General features: G+C 55.6%; 15 protein-coding genes and 1 tRNA gene. 8 read left to right on the forward strand and 8 right to left on the reverse strand.

What is annotated here, in order from left to right; genetic code table 11:
- Positions 1-11 precede the first annotated feature (11 nt).
- The 4 genes from ALB80_RS05310 to ALB80_RS05325 all read right to left on the reverse strand — a co-directional run bounded on the left by ALB80_RS05310 (position 12) and on the right by ALB80_RS05325 (position 4,803).
- The gene (locus tag ALB80_RS05310; RefSeq protein ID WP_050602967.1) at positions 12-1,421 is read right to left on the reverse strand and encodes an FAD-binding oxidoreductase; all 1,410 of its coding nucleotides are present in this window, start codon (positions 1,419-1,421) and stop codon (positions 12-14) included.
- Between the two features lie 92 nt (positions 1,422-1,513).
- The gene (gene ggt / locus ALB80_RS05315; protein WP_050602968.1) at positions 1,514-3,301 is read right to left on the reverse strand and encodes a gamma-glutamyltransferase; all 1,788 of its coding nucleotides are present in this window, start codon (positions 3,299-3,301) and stop codon (positions 1,514-1,516) included.
- Between the two features lie 111 nt (positions 3,302-3,412).
- On the reverse strand, positions 3,413-3,796 hold the full coding sequence (locus ALB80_RS05320; RefSeq protein WP_050602969.1) for a GFA family protein: 384 nt from the start codon (positions 3,794-3,796) through the stop codon (positions 3,413-3,415).
- Positions 3,797-3,816: 20 nt separating this feature from the next.
- Positions 3,817-4,803, reverse strand: a complete 987-nt coding sequence (locus ALB80_RS05325) for a D-glycerate dehydrogenase (protein WP_050602970.1) — start codon at positions 4,801-4,803, stop codon at positions 3,817-3,819.
- A 198-nt stretch (positions 4,804-5,001) separates the two neighbouring features.
- On the opposite strand from ALB80_RS05325, the gene ALB80_RS05330 reads away from it, so the two are divergent.
- The 3 genes from ALB80_RS05330 (at position 5,002) to ALB80_RS05340 (ending at position 6,709) form a co-directional block, all read left to right on the forward strand.
- A complete protein-coding gene (locus tag ALB80_RS05330; protein ID WP_083445206.1) occupies positions 5,002-5,463 on the forward strand; it encodes an SH3 domain-containing protein in 462 nt (153 codons plus the stop codon).
- Between the two features lie 91 nt (positions 5,464-5,554).
- Entirely contained in the window at positions 5,555-6,544 is a 990-nt protein-coding gene (locus tag ALB80_RS05335) for an NADPH:quinone reductase (RefSeq protein WP_050602971.1), read from the forward strand.
- A gap of 90 nt (positions 6,545-6,634) precedes the next feature.
- A tRNA-Gln gene (locus tag ALB80_RS05340) sits at positions 6,635-6,709 on the forward strand.
- Between the two features lie 149 nt (positions 6,710-6,858).
- On the opposite strand, the gene ALB80_RS05345 is transcribed toward ALB80_RS05340, so the two are convergent.
- The 4 genes from ALB80_RS05345 to ALB80_RS05360 form a co-directional block, all read right to left on the reverse strand.
- Positions 6,859-7,362: a hypothetical protein gene (locus ALB80_RS05345; protein WP_157054143.1), complete on the reverse strand. Its 504-nt coding sequence runs from the start codon at positions 7,360-7,362 to the stop codon at positions 6,859-6,861.
- A complete protein-coding gene (locus ALB80_RS05350; protein ID WP_050602973.1) occupies positions 7,359-8,150 on the reverse strand; it encodes a hypothetical protein in 792 nt (263 codons plus the stop codon). Before ALB80_RS05350 ends, ALB80_RS05345 begins: the two co-directional genes overlap by 4 nt.
- Entirely contained in the window at positions 8,150-9,004 is an 855-nt protein-coding gene (locus tag ALB80_RS05355; protein WP_050602974.1) for a terminase large subunit domain-containing protein, read from the reverse strand. The genes ALB80_RS05350 and ALB80_RS05355 overlap by 1 nt, the downstream gene beginning before the upstream one ends.
- A gap of 79 nt (positions 9,005-9,083) precedes the next feature.
- On the reverse strand, positions 9,084-9,509 hold the full coding sequence (locus ALB80_RS05360; protein ID WP_157054145.1) for a hypothetical protein: 426 nt from the start codon (positions 9,507-9,509) through the stop codon (positions 9,084-9,086).
- A 703-nt stretch (positions 9,510-10,212) separates the two neighbouring features.
- On the opposite strand from ALB80_RS05360, the gene ALB80_RS05365 reads away from it, so the two are divergent.
- From ALB80_RS05365 to ALB80_RS05390, 5 genes are all read left to right on the forward strand, one after another.
- On the forward strand, positions 10,213-10,566 hold the full coding sequence (locus tag ALB80_RS05365) for a hypothetical protein (RefSeq protein WP_050602976.1): 354 nt from the start codon (positions 10,213-10,215) through the stop codon (positions 10,564-10,566).
- A 912-nt stretch (positions 10,567-11,478) separates the two neighbouring features.
- Complete coding sequence (locus tag ALB80_RS05375; RefSeq protein ID WP_083445192.1) at positions 11,479-12,678, forward strand: DUF1611 domain-containing protein; 1,200 nt, start codon at positions 11,479-11,481, stop codon at positions 12,676-12,678.
- Positions 12,675-13,796 carry an alanine/ornithine racemase family PLP-dependent enzyme gene (locus ALB80_RS05380; RefSeq protein WP_050602978.1) on the forward strand — a complete coding sequence of 374 codons (1,122 nt, stop codon included), beginning with the start codon at positions 12,675-12,677 and terminating at the stop codon, positions 13,794-13,796. The genes ALB80_RS05375 and ALB80_RS05380 overlap by 4 nt, the downstream gene beginning before the upstream one ends.
- A gap of 49 nt (positions 13,797-13,845) precedes the next feature.
- The gene (locus ALB80_RS05385) at positions 13,846-14,058 is read left to right on the forward strand and encodes a hypothetical protein (RefSeq protein WP_050602979.1); all 213 of its coding nucleotides are present in this window, start codon (positions 13,846-13,848) and stop codon (positions 14,056-14,058) included.
- A 118-nt stretch (positions 14,059-14,176) separates the two neighbouring features.
- Positions 14,177-14,458 carry a hypothetical protein gene (locus tag ALB80_RS05390; protein WP_050602980.1) on the forward strand — a complete coding sequence of 94 codons (282 nt, stop codon included), beginning with the start codon at positions 14,177-14,179 and terminating at the stop codon, positions 14,456-14,458.
- Positions 14,459-14,798 lie beyond the last annotated feature (340 nt).

The following is a 14,798-nucleotide window of genomic DNA, read 5'->3' on the forward strand; positions in this document are numbered from 1 at the left end:
CGCGAAATCCGCTAGGGGCGATCAGACAAAATCTTGCCGGGGTTCATGATGTTGTCGGGGTCCAGCGCGGCCTTGATTGCGGCCATATACCGGGTGGCAGGCCCCAGTTCTTTTTCAAGATAAGGCCGTTTGCCTTGCCCGATACCATGTTCCCCGGTGCAGGTGCCTTCCATCGAGATCGCAAGATCGTTCAGCCAGCCGACAAAGGCGTCAGCCTTGGCAACTTCATCGGCGCTTTCCATGTCGATCAGCAGCAGCGTGTGGAAATTGCCGTCTCCTACATGCCCCACGATGGGGGCCAGAAGACCGAGGTCGTCGGCCTTTTTCTGAGCCTGCGTCACACATTCGGCCAGACGCGAGATCGGCACACAGACGTCCGTGGAGATACCCCGCGCGCCGGGGCGCAGTTGCAGGCAGGCCCAATACATGTCATGCCGCGCCTGCCACAGCTTGTTTCGGTCCTCGGTGGTCGAAGTCGCGGCAAAATCGGTACCGCCGAATTCTTCAGCGATCTGACCAAAGGTCTCGGCTTGTTCCACGGCACCGCCTTCAGAGCCATGGAACTCCAACAACAACAACGGCGTTTCCGGCAGGTTCAGCCCGGAATAGGCGTTGGCCGCCTGAACCGACATTTCATCCAGCAACTCAATTCGGGCGACAGGAATGCCATACTGTATAGTCATCATCACTGCGCGGCAGGCCGCATCCACAGTTGGAAACGAGCATCGGGCCGAGCTAATCGCTTCGGGGATGCCTTGCAGACACAGGGTCAGTTCGGTGATGATCCCCAGCGTTCCTTCGGCCCCGATCAGAAGGCGGGCCAGATCATACCCAGCCGAGGATTTCTTGGCCCTTTGCCCTGTACGGATGATCTGGCCATCTGGCATGACCGCCTCGAGGCTGAGGACATTGTCCTTCATCGTCCCATACCGCACTGCATTGGTGCCCGAGGCGCGCGTGGCAGCCATACCGCCAAGCGAGGCATTGGCCCCGGGATCAATCGGAAAGAACAGGCCTTGATCTCGCAAATGGGTGTTCAGCGCCTCGCGGGTCACGCCAGGCTGCACGACACAATCCAGATCTTCGGCATGAACCGCCAGCACCTTGTCCATTTGCATCAGATCGACCGAGATGCCACCAGCCGGCGCGTTCACATGCCCTTCCAGCGACGTTCCAGTTCCAAACGGGATCACCGGCACCCCATGCGCGGCACAGGTTTTGACGATGTCCGAAACCTCTTGCGTCGTGTGCGGGAAAACTACGGCGTCCGGGCTTTGGTTTTCGATCCATGTTGTGGTGTGGCCGTGCTGTTCCCGGATCGCGGCGCCTGTTTGCAGCCTGTCGCCGAAACGTTGTTTGAGAATGCTGATCGCGGTTTCTATGCCTGTTTCATTTCTAGGCAAGGCCGTAGCTTGTACCATTGTCATCCTCCGCTGCCCAAAACACTGCGGGCCTTTCAACCTATGACTAAAAGGCCCGCAGAGTGTGGGCAATCCCCACAAATACCGAGGGCTTATTCGCCCAGCGCAATCCCTTCGCGACGCGGGTCGGCGCCCCCGCTCAGCACGTCACCGATTTCGATGGCATGCAGGCCCGATGTCAGATCGCGCGGATTAACCTCAAAGCCCTGCAAAACCAGCGCATCCGTGTACCCTTCGGCGGCGCTACCAGCCTCGACATCATAAGTCCCGAAACGATTGACCAGATGCGGCAAGGACAGCGCTTGCTGTACGTCCATATCCCAATCAGCCCAGGCGATGATCGATTTCGCGACATAGCCAATGATACGGCTGCCGCCCGGCGAGCCGATGGCCAGAACCGGCGCGCCGTCCTGCATCACTATGGTTGGGCTCATGGAAGAACGCGGACGTTTTCCGGGTTCCAACCGGTTGGCAATCGGCACTCCGTCGCTATGGGTTTTGAACGAGAAGTCCGTCAGTTCGTTGTTCAACAGAAACCCGTTCGTCATCAGACGCGATCCAAAGCCGTTTTCTATGGTCGTCGTCATCGACAACACGTTGCCGTAGCCGTCCACGATTGAGATATGCGAGGTCGAGGGTAATTCGAGCGATACGTCGTCTGCCCAGTTCAGCGCATGGTCGAATTCAGGCTGCCCCGGAGCGATTTCGGCCAACGCACCTTCGGTTTCCAACAAAGCCGCACGCTGCGCAAGATAGTCCGGATCAACCAACCCCTTTGTGGGCATGGGAACAAAATCACTGTCGGCCATGTAACGACCACGATCTGCAAAGGCGAGGCGAGAGGCGTCTCCGATCAACCGCCAGGCTTCTGCGCTTTCGGGACCCATCGCTGCCAGATCATAGCTGTTCAGCATCCCCAAAATCTGCCCCACAGTCAGCGCACCGGACGATGGCGGCCCCATTCCGCAAACCTCATACGCGCTGTATTCGGCACAAACCGGTTCACGTTCGCTCACTTGATACAGCGCCAAGTCAATGCCGGACAGAACACCGGGATTGCCCGGAGCGTTCTGCACCGTGCGGACAATATCGGCAGCGATCTCACCGCCATAAAATCCTGCGGCCCCGTCACTGGCCAGCACACGCAAGGTATCGGCATAGGCCGAATTCATCAGGCGCTGCCCTTGCTGCAAAGGTTCTCCACCCGGCAGAAAATACGCAGCCGTTTCGGGAAAGCGCGACAGGCGCTCGGCATCGTTTTCAACAAGGCTGGCCAAGCGCGGCGAGACCAGAAAGCCCTCATCTGCCAGACGGATTCCATCAGCGAACAAGCTGGGCCAGGGAGAGCGTCCCCAGCGACGATGGGCCTCTTCCAGCAAAGCAGGCGTGCCCGGAGTTCCCACCGACAATCCTCCAACGACCGCATCAAAGAATTTCAGCGGCTCACCGTTTTCGTCGTGAAACATTATTGGTGTGGCCGCCTGTGGTGCGGTTTCGCGCCCGTCCAACGTTGTCATCTGCCCAGTTGCTGCGTCGTACCAGACCAAAAACGCGCCACCACCCAGACCCGAGGATTGCGGCTCGACCAAACCCAGTACAACCTGTACGGCTACCATCGCATCCGCAGCGGACCCGCCTGCGCGCAATACTTTGGCCCCGGCTTCAACCGCCAATGGGTTGGCGGCGGCCACCATCCAGTTCTCAGATGTAACCGGAACACCGTCCAGCTTGGCCTCAAGCGCTGCGATGACTTCGTCTGTCAGGGCCTGCACCTGCCCTTCCGAGGCAGTTTCGGGTGCAACGGCATCAGCAGCCTCCTTAGCAAGGACCGGCGTCGAAAACGCAACTGCCGAAAGTAATAAAGCGGAAACACATCTCATCTGATCAAATCCTCCAATACTTCGTTTTGTTTCAAACCTGTAAGCAATGACCGCGCACTGCAACGGTTCGCCGTTTAGGCGTGACTTCACAGCAAGGTTTCGCCACGACACCTATTGTCCAAATTCATCCCGATCTCGGTCAAACCGATTCATCCCCTTGAATTCGGGCAACCAGCCTTCGCGCCACGAGACCCAGCATTCGTATGTAGGCGTCAATTGGTTGGGCACGTCGAGGCATCCCAGATGCACCTCGACCTCAGAACCACTACACGCAAAAACCGCAGAACCGCAGGTCGGGCAGAAGAACCGATCCGCAAAGCCCTGCGACGGGCCTGAAATTTCGACGGCATCGCTGGGAAAAATCGCTGCGGCGTAGAACAAAGCCCCATGATGCTTGCGGCAGTCAATGCAGTGACACACCCCGACCCGAAGCGGACAGCCCGAAGCCATGATGCGCAAACGTCCGCAACGGCATCCCCCTTCAAACAGGTCCATTCAGGCTCCTTTCCAGCGGCTTAGAGCATAGAGGGCACAACCTGATCTGGCGGACGGTGGCCGTCTTCGAAGGTCTTGATGTTGATGATGACCTTCTCGCCCATTTCGATCCGCCCCTCCAGCGTGGCCGACCCCATATGCGGCAACAACACGACGTTGGGCAGCTGCCGCAACCGCGGGTTCACGTCGGTGCCCTGTTCGTAAACGTCCAGCCCTGCGCCCGCGATTTCGCCCGCTCGAATCATCCGGGTCAGGGCATTTTCGTCGACAACTTCACCGCGCGAAGTATTCACGATCACGGCTGACGGCTTCATAAGCTTCAAACGACGCGCATTCATCAGGTGGAAGGTCGACGGCGTTGAAGGGCAATTGACCGAAATCACATCCATTCGAGCGACCATCTGATCAAGGCTTTCCCAATAGGTTGCCTCCAGTTCTTGTTCAGTCTCGGGGCGCAGCCTGCGGCGATTATGGTAATGAACCTGCATTCCAAATGCGCTGGCACGCCGCGCAACGGCCTGCCCGATCCGACCCATCCCTAGAATACCCAGACGGCGACCACCGATCCGACCACCCAGAAAGGCGGTTGGGGCCCAGCCGGACCAATCACCCTGCTGCATCACGCTCAGCCCTTCAGGAATGCGTCGCGTGACGGCCAGGATCAGGGCCATTGTCATATCGGCAGTGTCATCTGTCAGCACGCCGGGCGTGTTCGACACCAGAATGCCGCGCTGTCGCGCTGTAGACACATCGATATTGTCGACACCCGCCCCGTAATTGGCAATCAGCTTCAGGTTTTCTCCCGCTTGACCCAAAAGGCCGCCATCAATCGCATCCGTCACCGTGGGCACCAGAACATCGGCTTCCTGTATCGCGGCCACTAGCTCATCTCTTGTCATCGGCGTGTCGTCATCGCGCAGGCGCACATCAAACAACTCGCTCAACCGGGTTTCAACTGCTTCGGGCAACCGTCGCGTAACGACAACACTCAGACGTTCTCTTGGCACCTCGGCCCTCCCACTGCTTTGCAAACAGACGCGCGCCATGGCATCGTGGCGCAGGATAAGGCGGGGCACAAGAACCCCATTGGCATTGAGTCGACCTTTTTTCATAATCGGATCAACGGGCATAAGAGCGGGCAGTCAGTGAGTGGTATTCGACCGGTAAAAAGCCGATGTCTGGCGGCGATATCCGCATTTCTGGTCATGTTCGGTTCCTGGGCCGCACATGCCGAGGATCAACGTGGATCTGTCACCAACCTGCCCCTGCCGCGCTATGTGTCCATGAAAGCAGCAGAAGGGAACGTGCGGCGCGGGCCTTCGCTGAGCCATCGAATCGATTGGGTGTTCAAACGGCGCGGCATGCCGCTGCAAGTGACGGCGGAATATGGCAACTGGCGCAAAGTTCAGGACCGCGACGGTGCCGGTGGCTGGGTGCACTATGCCTTGTTGTCAGGTGTGCGCACGGTGCTGATCGAATCCGACATGCTGCCCGTCTATGCCCGCCCCGATTCCAATTCACCGGCGAATGCGCATTTCGAGACCGGCGTCGTGGCCCGCCTTGGCACGTGTTCGCTGGACTGGTGTCGTATCACGGCGGGCGGCTATCGGGGCTGGACGCTGAAGTCGAATCTGTGGGGCGTCGATCCGGCCGAAATCCGCGAATAAAGCCTTGACCTTGCTGGTCTGGCAACCGGCAATACCCCCATTGAGTTTCCTGCCGGTTTGTTGTGATACTCCGAAAAAATCGGAGGTTTTCATGCGCGCAGTCACCTATTCCGCTTTCGGAGACGCAGCCGATGTCTTGCGCCTGCAAGATCTCCCTCCGGTTCCTCCGGGTCCAGGCGAAGTTACCGTCGAGCTGGCATTTTCAGGCGTCAACCCATCGGACATCAAAGCCCGCGCGGGAACCCGTCCGGGCGTGACGGAGCCTCCTTTCCCTGTGATCATCCCCCACAGCGACGGGTCAGGTGTTATTTCGGCTGTCGGGGACGGTGTTCCCACCTCACGGATCGGTCAACGTGTTTGGATCTGGAACGGGCAATGGCAGCGCGCCTTTGGCACAGCCGCCAGCCACATTACCTTACCCAGTACTCAGGCTGTTGAGCTGCCGGATGCTGTTTCGCTTGAGACAGGCGCGATTCTGGGTATCCCCGGCCTGACGGCATGCCATGCCGTCTTCTCGGGCGGAACACCCAAAGACCAAACGATTCTGATTCACGGCGGCGCAGGTACGGTCGGTTATCTAGCGGTTCAGCTTGCAAAATGGGCCGGCGCGCGCGTTATCACAACTGCGAGCCCCCGAAACTTTGATAGGGTCAATATAGCCGGAGCAGATGTGGTGCTGGACTATGCCAGCGAGGCTCTTGCAGACGAGATTCTGGAGGCGAATGGCGGGCAGACACTCAGCCGAATCGTTGATGTCGAGTTTGGACAAAATATCGAAACGAACACCGCTGTGATCGCCGAGAACGGACGTATCAATACCTATGGCTCTGCCCAAAACATGGCACCTGTCTTTCCGTTCGGATCGATGATGTTCAAAGCCGTTACGCTTGAGACAATCCTGATCTATCTATTGCCACCGGAAATGCGCACTGCTGCCGTGAAAACCCTTCATCAGGCGTTGACGGACGGCGCTTTGATCTGCCCGCTTCAAAAGGTATTTTCACTGGCAGACTGCGCCGCTGCACACGAAATGGTACAGGCCGGAAACCGCGCCGGAGCCGTGCTGATCGATACCAAATAATGGTCAGAAAAAATTTTCGTATCGCGGTCTCATTTTTTGCAAATAGCTCTTGAACCCCGCCGACAACAATCGTAGACAGCCGCTCACCGTTGGGGTGTAGCCAAGTGGTAAGGCAGCGGTTTTTGGTACCGTGTATCGTAGGTTCGAATCCTACCACCCCAGCCATATAAACCACTTAAAATATTGATTATAAACATAACTTTTGTTAGTTTATTTTTGCGCCCCACAATTTGCCCCACAAGTCGACGTCACAAGCGCATCGCACCCCTTCTGATAAACTGCGGCTAACATTTGAACCTGTGTCTTTTGTCTTGCTAGGAACATGCCGCCAACACCGCTAATCCTAACGCCATGACCAAATCGTCGTGATGACCTCGACTGGCATCCATCTTCCTGGATCCGGGAATCGCAACGAAAGCCGCCATTTCAGCAGCTAAGTCTGCGCGCCCCGGAGCGTTTGGAGCAACTCTTAGCTGCCCGCAAGCCAAAGCCGAGCTTATGCCTCCGATCAGTGACTGCTTGGAAATCATGATCCGACCATCATCGGATACCCGAGGTTTGGAGTTGGAGCTGGTCGTTACCACTCCTGTCGCACTGATGTTGGGCAACATCTCCCCCACGGCATCGCCAACGCCGGTGCCGTCAAAGGCAAAGCGATCAACACCTAACAGGGCTGGCCTAAGCGCTTCTATCTGCTCGCGGTAAGGACGGTGCGGTAATCGCAACGCGTGCGTCACGGTCAACATATTTCCAGCTTTGATTATGACCAGTGCAGAATGATCTGAACGCTTTGCAAGATCGAGACCGGCAACAATCATAAAACAAGGTGCGGGGCACGGTAATGAATTGGACCAGAGTTACTGACTGGCGCATGATTATAGGCCGCCCAGAATTGCAACATCAGCGCAATCGCCACGGTTTCATCCGCCGAGAGGCCAGCCAGTGCATCCGCATCACCGATGCCCGGGCGTCGGGTCAGAGCCTCGGCGGACGCTGCACCGCGACCGACGGCCTCCCACGTAAGCCCGCCGTTGGGAACCGAATACTCGTTCGCATCGAAGGCCAGGATGATCCTGTCTTGGACCCATGGGGCACCAAATGCCCCTAGAGGCGGAGCGACGTGTTTCGGGTTCTTCCAGAGCATTCGATCAAACCAAGACACAAGGAATCTGGCGCCGATAATTTGTCGGCCATGCACGTCATACTCAGTGCCATCACATGTCGAACCATTGACAAGGACGTTTGCGAAAGTCGTCGGGTCTTCCCAGCCAGAGCGGCTTGTTAGGAGATCAGATGCGGCAAGGTTCTGACCAACATCACTTAGAACCACAGCTGGTGCCGAGGGATTGCGGCTCTCTCGCCATGTTTCGAGATCAGCGTCGACGATCTCCCGGATTGTGCGCGCATCTCCATCTCGGACGACACACCAATGTGGAACAAGGGTTGCAGGGTGCAACGTCCAAGCATAGCCGTCCTTGCTTTGCCCGTCGGCAGTCCAGACGCTAGACGAGCAGATCACCACCACCGGTTGGTTGGGTCCTCCCCCACCAGCGGTGAGAACCCTGCCGAAAGCAACGCGCTTCGATGTCCGATCAGACTGTGCCATTAGAAGACCCCCCACATATCCGTGTGTGGACGTCGTAGGCCGCTCAGTTCGCTATGTTCCTTTCTTCGTCTGGCCGATTCCTGTTGAGCGGAGATATCACTATCTTCTTTCGCAGCCGCTAGTTTGATCTCGCCCAAATCTGGAGCAGTTGCCACGCCGTCCCCAAACATCGCGGCCAGCGCGTTGGCGTCGAAAACAGAACGATTTGCCACGACAAAGGCGCAGTCGAGTTCTTGTGAAGCTCGGGCGGGACCTAGGCGGGTACGAAGATCGGAAAGCGTGTCCTCGTCAAACCGAGCAATGCGTTCCGCCGGTACATTGATCACGTGCGCATCCTTGTCTGTCGCCAACTCGTGAAACAGTCCCTGCGGTCCATTTGGTGTGCTGACGGCGATCAGATCGCCGCCTGTTGAAGTCAACATCGGCAGTATCGCTGCAGCAACGTCCTCTTTCACAAAAGCGCATTCATCAATGATGACCAGGTCTGCTGTCGCTCCGCGCACTTTGTCCGGATCATCTCCCGGCAGGGCAATGATGCTGGAGCCGTTTAAGAGGCGGATCTCTTCTCTCGATTGGCCATGGTGCACTTCAGCCCTTTGAAGGCAGCCCACAACCTTCGTTCGCAGAGCGCTTGATTGGCGGAAAGTTGGAGAGACTACCACGATGCGGAACCCCGGGTTCGTGCGAGCAGTATAGGCCGCTCGAGCCGCGGTAACGGTACTCTTGCCGGATTGGCGGCTAGCCACCACACAGATCCGATTTGCTTCAGCCTCCATGATTTCAGCTTGCCAATCGTCCAGCTCAAGACCCAATGCCTTGGCAGCCCAAAGAGAAGGGCTGGCATAGTCCTCCATAGACACCGCACTCATTAGGGTACAAAGCCGCCCGACTTCGTCGGACAATTTGCTGAGTTGCCTGTCTCGTTTTGCCACCTCAGGCGACCCTTGGCATCAGCCCTGCCTTCAATTCAGAAATCTGATCTTCCAGCTCCTGAATGCGGCGTTCCTGTTCGATCAGTTCAAACGCCTTCGCCTTCCGCTCAACGAGAGCGGTAAGTTGTCCGAGCTCATCGGTACTGATCTTTCCGTCCGCAGCCAATCGCTCGTAGTGATCGTAGGCCAGCCTGATGTCTTTGGCATCGTTTACTGGAAACTGCTCGAATGTGATCAGGCATCCCCTTCTAGGGGGATAGATCCGGTTCAGCAGTGTCTGGGCCGCGGAGATGTCTCCACATTTGGCAGCAGAGATAACAGCGTCGATTATGCCTTCTGCCTCCTCAATGCACCGTGCATCGAGCATCGTGCGCACTCGTCGACCAATTGGCGATTTTGCGGGACCTGGCTTCTTTTTACCAGCCATGGTTACCCCCTATGTTAGGTTAGCATTGCTGACCTATGTTAGCACAAACCTGGTCGCGCGGCATAGGGTCAGTTTCGGGGCACATAATTCGGGCCTACCACCGAAAGCGGACGTTCGTAGTCGCTGCAGAGAATGACGGCTCCGAGCCCAAACTACATGTTTTCTGTGATGCAGCGAATGTCGGCTTCAGAGTGGCATGCTAATGAGGCTCCATAAGTGGTCACGGATTTGCCGATACACAAGGCGAATACCGGGTTGAGCCTAGTGCTTTCATCAGTATCGGGTCTTGAAATAAGCGTTGGGCCCATGAACGTTGTAATACCGTCGCCAAGTGGCTATGTTAAGTCTACTAAAGTTCTGGTTTTCTGCGGCCTAGGCGTATCGCCTGCCAGAGTAAACTAAGTTCTTCCATCATGAAAATTCAGCTGTCACATCCTCTGATTGGGATCTGATGTTTGGGAAGGTTGCCGATGTTATCGCGCACGACCACATCGATTGTGACGTTTGTTGATCCGTTGTGGTGATCAGACGCAGCAATGGCTTGCCAAGGAACTACAACGCAACTGTTGATCAAATGAAGTTTCAGTAGCTCGAACTGCGCCTATCGGTCATCGCGCCTTGGGAACGGCCCTAGCGCGAGAATAAGAACGCGCAAAAAGACACAAAACAGCGCGGCGGCGCTTTCTCCGCCAGAGGATCCAAAATGACATTTCCAGAATGGACGAAACCAGGCATCTACGGTGCGTTGTGTGGTGCGATTGCGGTCTCAATCCTTGGCTTTACTTGGGGCGGTTGGACAACCAGCGGCAGCGCTCAAGAATTGGCGAAGGACCATGCAAGCGAAGAAGTGACGCTCGCGATGGTGCCGGTTTGCCTGAACAGGTCAGCGGCCGACCCCAGGCGCGAAGAAATAATCGTAACCCTCCAAGAGGCCTCTGGCTTCAGTCGCCGCAAGGCTATGATGGATACGGGTTGGGCTACGTTGCCGGGGTCGGAAACGCCAAGCCGTGACCTTGCAGATGCCTGTATCGCGGGGCTTGAGCTGGATGGATCATAACTCAAAGGCAATGCCGCAACTCTGTCAGGCGATCTGGGGAGCGCATCCGTCACCAGGCATTCAGATGATTGCGGCTCTGATTGTGCTCCCAATCTGTGCTCTGCTTCTGTTTTCAACGCCTGCATATGCTCAATCCACATCGCAACCTGTGCCTGAAAATGCCACTGCAAAGAGCTACGGTGACGGCTGGAAATGTAACGCCGGGTATAGGCTGAGTGGCGATGTCTGCGCCGTTGTCATAGTGCCAGCAAATGCGTATCCGACCAACCGCACCTATGGCTCTGGTTGGGAATGTCTTCATGGTTTTCGCAAGAAGGATGACACGGCCTGTGTTGCGGTGATTGTACCTGATGGCGGGTTTCTTGATCCATCAGGTGAGCGCTGGCATTGCTCCCGCGGTTTTCTCAAAATCGACGACATGTGCCAAGAAATTGTCGTACCCGCAAACGCTTACCTGGCAGCTACTACCTATGGGCCAGCGTGGAAATGCAAACGGGGGTTCGAAGCATCGGACGACCTTTGCGTCGCTATTGAAGTCCCGGCCAACGCGTATCTGAATTCATCAGGTTACGGCCGACCCTGGACATGCGAACGTGGGTACTTTGCACAAGATGGGTCGTGCGCGCCCGTTATGATCCCTGAACATGCCTTCTTTGACGATGCAAGTTACGGAACGGGATGGAAGTGCGAGCGGGGATACGCTGCCTCAGGTGCGAGCTGTGACGTAATAGACCTTCCTGCGAATGCCCATCTCGACAGGTCCGGAAACCGGTGGGACTGCAACAAGAATTTCAAGTTATCTAAGGGACTTTGCATTCTCGATAACTGAGCGTGCGGCACGATATTCTCGACTTCATTACCCAATGGTGACGGCAGCGTTGCCTTCGGTGTCGACCACAAAAAGGAAACATCATGAAAACCGACTTTAGCGCGGCTAACACTATCCGTCGTCCCGTCAGCGGTGCACAAGCGCCGCCATTGACCAGCGATGAACCCATAAGATCAACCTCGACCACTCAGATCGTCTCGCCAACAACTGCGATTGTCTATTGCCAAGGTAACTTCGCCAACATTGATGGCAAAACTGCTAATGGCCTTGTTCGTCATTCAGAGGCCTACAGGATCCTGTCTGTCATCGATAGCAACCACGACGGCGAAGACAGCGGGCAGATTCTTGACGATGCAGTAAACCACATTCCGGTCTTTAGAAGTTTGGACGCTGCTGTCGCCCATGAAACCGTCATCCCAGATACCCTCATTTACGGGATGGCACCATCTACGGGGAGACTCTCATCGACAGATCGCGACGTTGTTCTCGACGCGATTTCACTAGGTATGAACATCGTCAGTGGATTGCATGAATATCTGAGCGATGATCTAGAAATCGCGGCTTTTGCGGTCGAACGCAAAGTCACCATACGCGATATTCGAAAACCTAAACCCAGCAAGGATATGCGCCTGTTCGACGGAAGTATTGCAGGAGTGAAGGCACTGCGCATAGCGGTTCTTGGAACCGATTGCGCCATTGGAAAACGGACAACAGCGACCGTATTGGCCCGCGCTTTGAACGCAAGGGGCATCAAGACTGTTCTTGTTGGTACGGGCCAGACGGGTTTGATGCAGGGTGCAAAATATGGAGTGGCAATGGATGCCGTGCCGCCGCAGTTTTGTTGCGGCGAGCTTGAAGGTGCGATTGTTGACGCTTCCGAGGCTGAACAACCCGATGTCATATTGATCGAAGGTCAAGGGGCGTTAAGTCATCCGGCGTTCTGCACATCCGCCTTTATCCTGCGGGGCAGCCAGCCGGACGCCGTGATCCTTCAGCACGCTCCAAAGCGCGCACATCGCTGTGATTTTCCCAATATGCCAATGCCTAAACCTGCAAGTGAGATTGCCCTCATCGAAGCGTTTGCTGACACAAAAGTCATCGGCGTCACGCTCAATCACGAGGGGATGTCTGAGGCCGAGATTACCGAAACTATCGCCGCACAGTCACAAATACTCGGGCTGCCTGTAACGGATGTACTCAGCCGGCCAGCATCGTATTTGCTTGCAATGGTTGTCGCCGCCTATCCTGGGTTGCATCAACCCACACCTGTGGCTGCGATATGAGTACACCTCGCATTGAGGTGCATCTGAGCAAGATACGCCACAATGCAAAGACTGTGATCGGGGGCCTCAAGACTCGCGGCATCAGCGTTACTGGTGTGACCAAAGCAGTGTGCGGGCATCCAACCATCGCTCGGGCCATGCTGGACGGTGGCGCTGTGGGACTTGCAGAAGCGCGTCTTAGCAACGTTCGGAAGTTACGCAATGCGGGCATGACATGCCCGATCACCTTGATCCGTACACCAATGCTGAGCCAGGTTGATCAGGTCGTCCAGTACTGTGAGGCAAGCTACAACACAGAGATCCTCGTGATTACCGCTCTGGCCGCCGCCGCGATCCGGAAGGGCTGCATTCACGGCATTATCTTGATGGTTGAGATGGGCGATCTACGCGAAGGGATCATGCCAAAATACCTAGGCTCAATTGCACAACAAGTGGTGGATATGCCAGGTGTCGCGCTGAAGGGCATCGGAGCGAACTTCGCATGTCTGAGCGGAATTGCCCCGATTGCCGCAGACATGGACACCTTGTCTGGCCTGGCAAATGACATAGAGGGACAGTGTGGTCCCTTCCTTCAGATGGTATCTGGTGGTAACTCGGCCAACCTTCCTTGGGCCTTAAGTAGACACCCAGCTGGTCGCATCAACGATTTAAGGCTGGGGGAAGCAATACTGCTGGGCGTTGATCCGGTTTCCGGAGATCAAATAGGCGGGATGTATACGGATGCCTTTACGCTTGTCGCCGAGGTCATTGAAACAGGGTCCAAACCTTCATCTTACCCACAGAGCATCTGCGACCCGGTATTCAAAAGACTTCACCTTGTCCCAAAAAGTGGACAGAGCACACAAGTAGTTCTCGCCATTGGTCAGCAAGATACAGACGTTTTCGGGCTTTCTATGCCTCCCAGGAATAGACTCATCGGTGCAACAAGCGATCATCTTGTCATCGGCACATCCCATTCGACACAGAGCGTAGGATCGGAAATGAGATTCCAAATGAACTATAGTGCGTTGATGAAAGCTATGTCCGCTCCTGACGTTCAGACAAAGCTGCTCCATCGCAGTCCTTTACGACACGCGCGTGTCTCTCAAGGACCAGGCAATCACCCGGCATCAATTTGAAATACTCAACTGACAAATGCGCCGTTGAAAACGGATAGGAGAATAACCATTGGCAAAGCTTAAAAAATCAACTGTCTTCAATGCACACGTTCCCAAGGCGGAAACGCCGATGGACAAAACAACGCGGGTCGTTAGGGAAATGGTCAACGAAGAAGCAGAGCAAAGACAGATCAAGAACGCCCGGCTTCGCAAAACTAGGCTCGAAAGGGATGCGACGACTCCATCTGAAGCCTGTCCGCCGAAGCCCGCCAAAAAGCGGTGACATGATCGTTGGCCCTCCTCTCCGCGCGACTCGATTGAGCGAAACACAAATAAAGCGGCTAGCGAGCACTGTTTATCTCAAGCATCAGTAGCGCCCGTACTCGTTTCAAGGATATGCCATGACAAACTCAGATGAGAGCTCAGAAAAAGTTCACTATATCTGCCAGACATATGTCGAACAGAAGCCAGGACGCGGAGGGCAAGGAAGCTTGAAAATTGGCAAGCAATTTGAATACTCCACGGCAGCGGAAGCACAAAACAGAGCAGAAAGAGAAGCGCAATCCGACGATTGCGCTGGCGCCGATGCCTACATGGTCAGCGAAGATCCGAACAGTGGCGAAGTCGGATCACCAAGTTTCCTCATTCGGCTTGGCAACGTCCCGGAATTTGCAGAGTTCTAGATATCTATCTGGCTTTAGCTTAGCTATCTATTTGCACCTTGAATTCGGTACTAGCTCGACCAAAAACACATCTTTTGGTGCCTGCAAAATAGACCATTTTGGACGTGGGTTTTGCAAAGAAACTGGGCCATGAATACCAGAAAAAACGGTCATTGGTGCAAGTGCAGCGAAAGCTAATTTTGTCCGCAAAGCAGTCAATCGCTGCGCCTTGCACAAACGTCTGCTCGTCGGAAAAGTTTCCACCTTCGAGCTTGAATGACCTCTTTAGTTAATCAGGGTCGGCACCCGTTTCCAGCGGTCTTGTGCCAAGCCTTTGATCAACCCTCGGATGTTACCTAAC

The sequence above is a fragment of the Ruegeria sp. 6PALISEP08 genome, from assembly GCF_001238295.1.
Classification (GTDB): Bacteria; Pseudomonadota; Alphaproteobacteria; order Rhodobacterales; family Rhodobacteraceae; genus Ruegeria.

Coding starts and splice junctions, on each gene's coding strand:
- ALB80_RS05310 (WP_050602967.1), bottom strand. CDS start 1,421: ATGGTACAAGCTACGGCCTTGCCTAGAAATGAAACAGGCATAGAAACC.
- ggt (WP_050602968.1), bottom strand. CDS start 3,301: ATGAGATGTGTTTCCGCTTTATTACTTTCGGCAGTTGCGTTTTCGACG.
- ALB80_RS05320 (WP_050602969.1), bottom strand. CDS start 3,796: ATGGACCTGTTTGAAGGGGGATGCCGTTGCGGACGTTTGCGCATCATG.
- ALB80_RS05330 (WP_083445206.1), top strand. CDS start 5,002: ATGTTCGGTTCCTGGGCCGCACATGCCGAGGATCAACGTGGATCTGTC.
- ALB80_RS05335 (WP_050602971.1), top strand. CDS start 5,555: ATGCGCGCAGTCACCTATTCCGCTTTCGGAGACGCAGCCGATGTCTTG.
- ALB80_RS05345 (WP_157054143.1), bottom strand. CDS start 7,362: ATGATTGTTGCCGGTCTCGATCTTGCAAAGCGTTCAGATCATTCTGCA.
- ALB80_RS05350 (WP_050602973.1), bottom strand. CDS start 8,150: ATGGCACAGTCTGATCGGACATCGAAGCGCGTTGCTTTCGGCAGGGTT.
- ALB80_RS05355 (WP_050602974.1), bottom strand. CDS start 9,004: ATGGAGGACTATGCCAGCCCTTCTCTTTGGGCTGCCAAGGCATTGGGT.
- ALB80_RS05360 (WP_157054145.1), bottom strand. CDS start 9,509: ATGGCTGGTAAAAAGAAGCCAGGTCCCGCAAAATCGCCAATTGGTCGA.
- ALB80_RS05365 (WP_050602976.1), top strand. CDS start 10,213: ATGACATTTCCAGAATGGACGAAACCAGGCATCTACGGTGCGTTGTGT.
- ALB80_RS05375 (WP_083445192.1), top strand. CDS start 11,479: ATGAAAACCGACTTTAGCGCGGCTAACACTATCCGTCGTCCCGTCAGC.
- ALB80_RS05380 (WP_050602978.1), top strand. CDS start 12,675: ATGAGTACACCTCGCATTGAGGTGCATCTGAGCAAGATACGCCACAAT.
- ALB80_RS05390 (WP_050602980.1), top strand. CDS start 14,177: ATGACAAACTCAGATGAGAGCTCAGAAAAAGTTCACTATATCTGCCAG.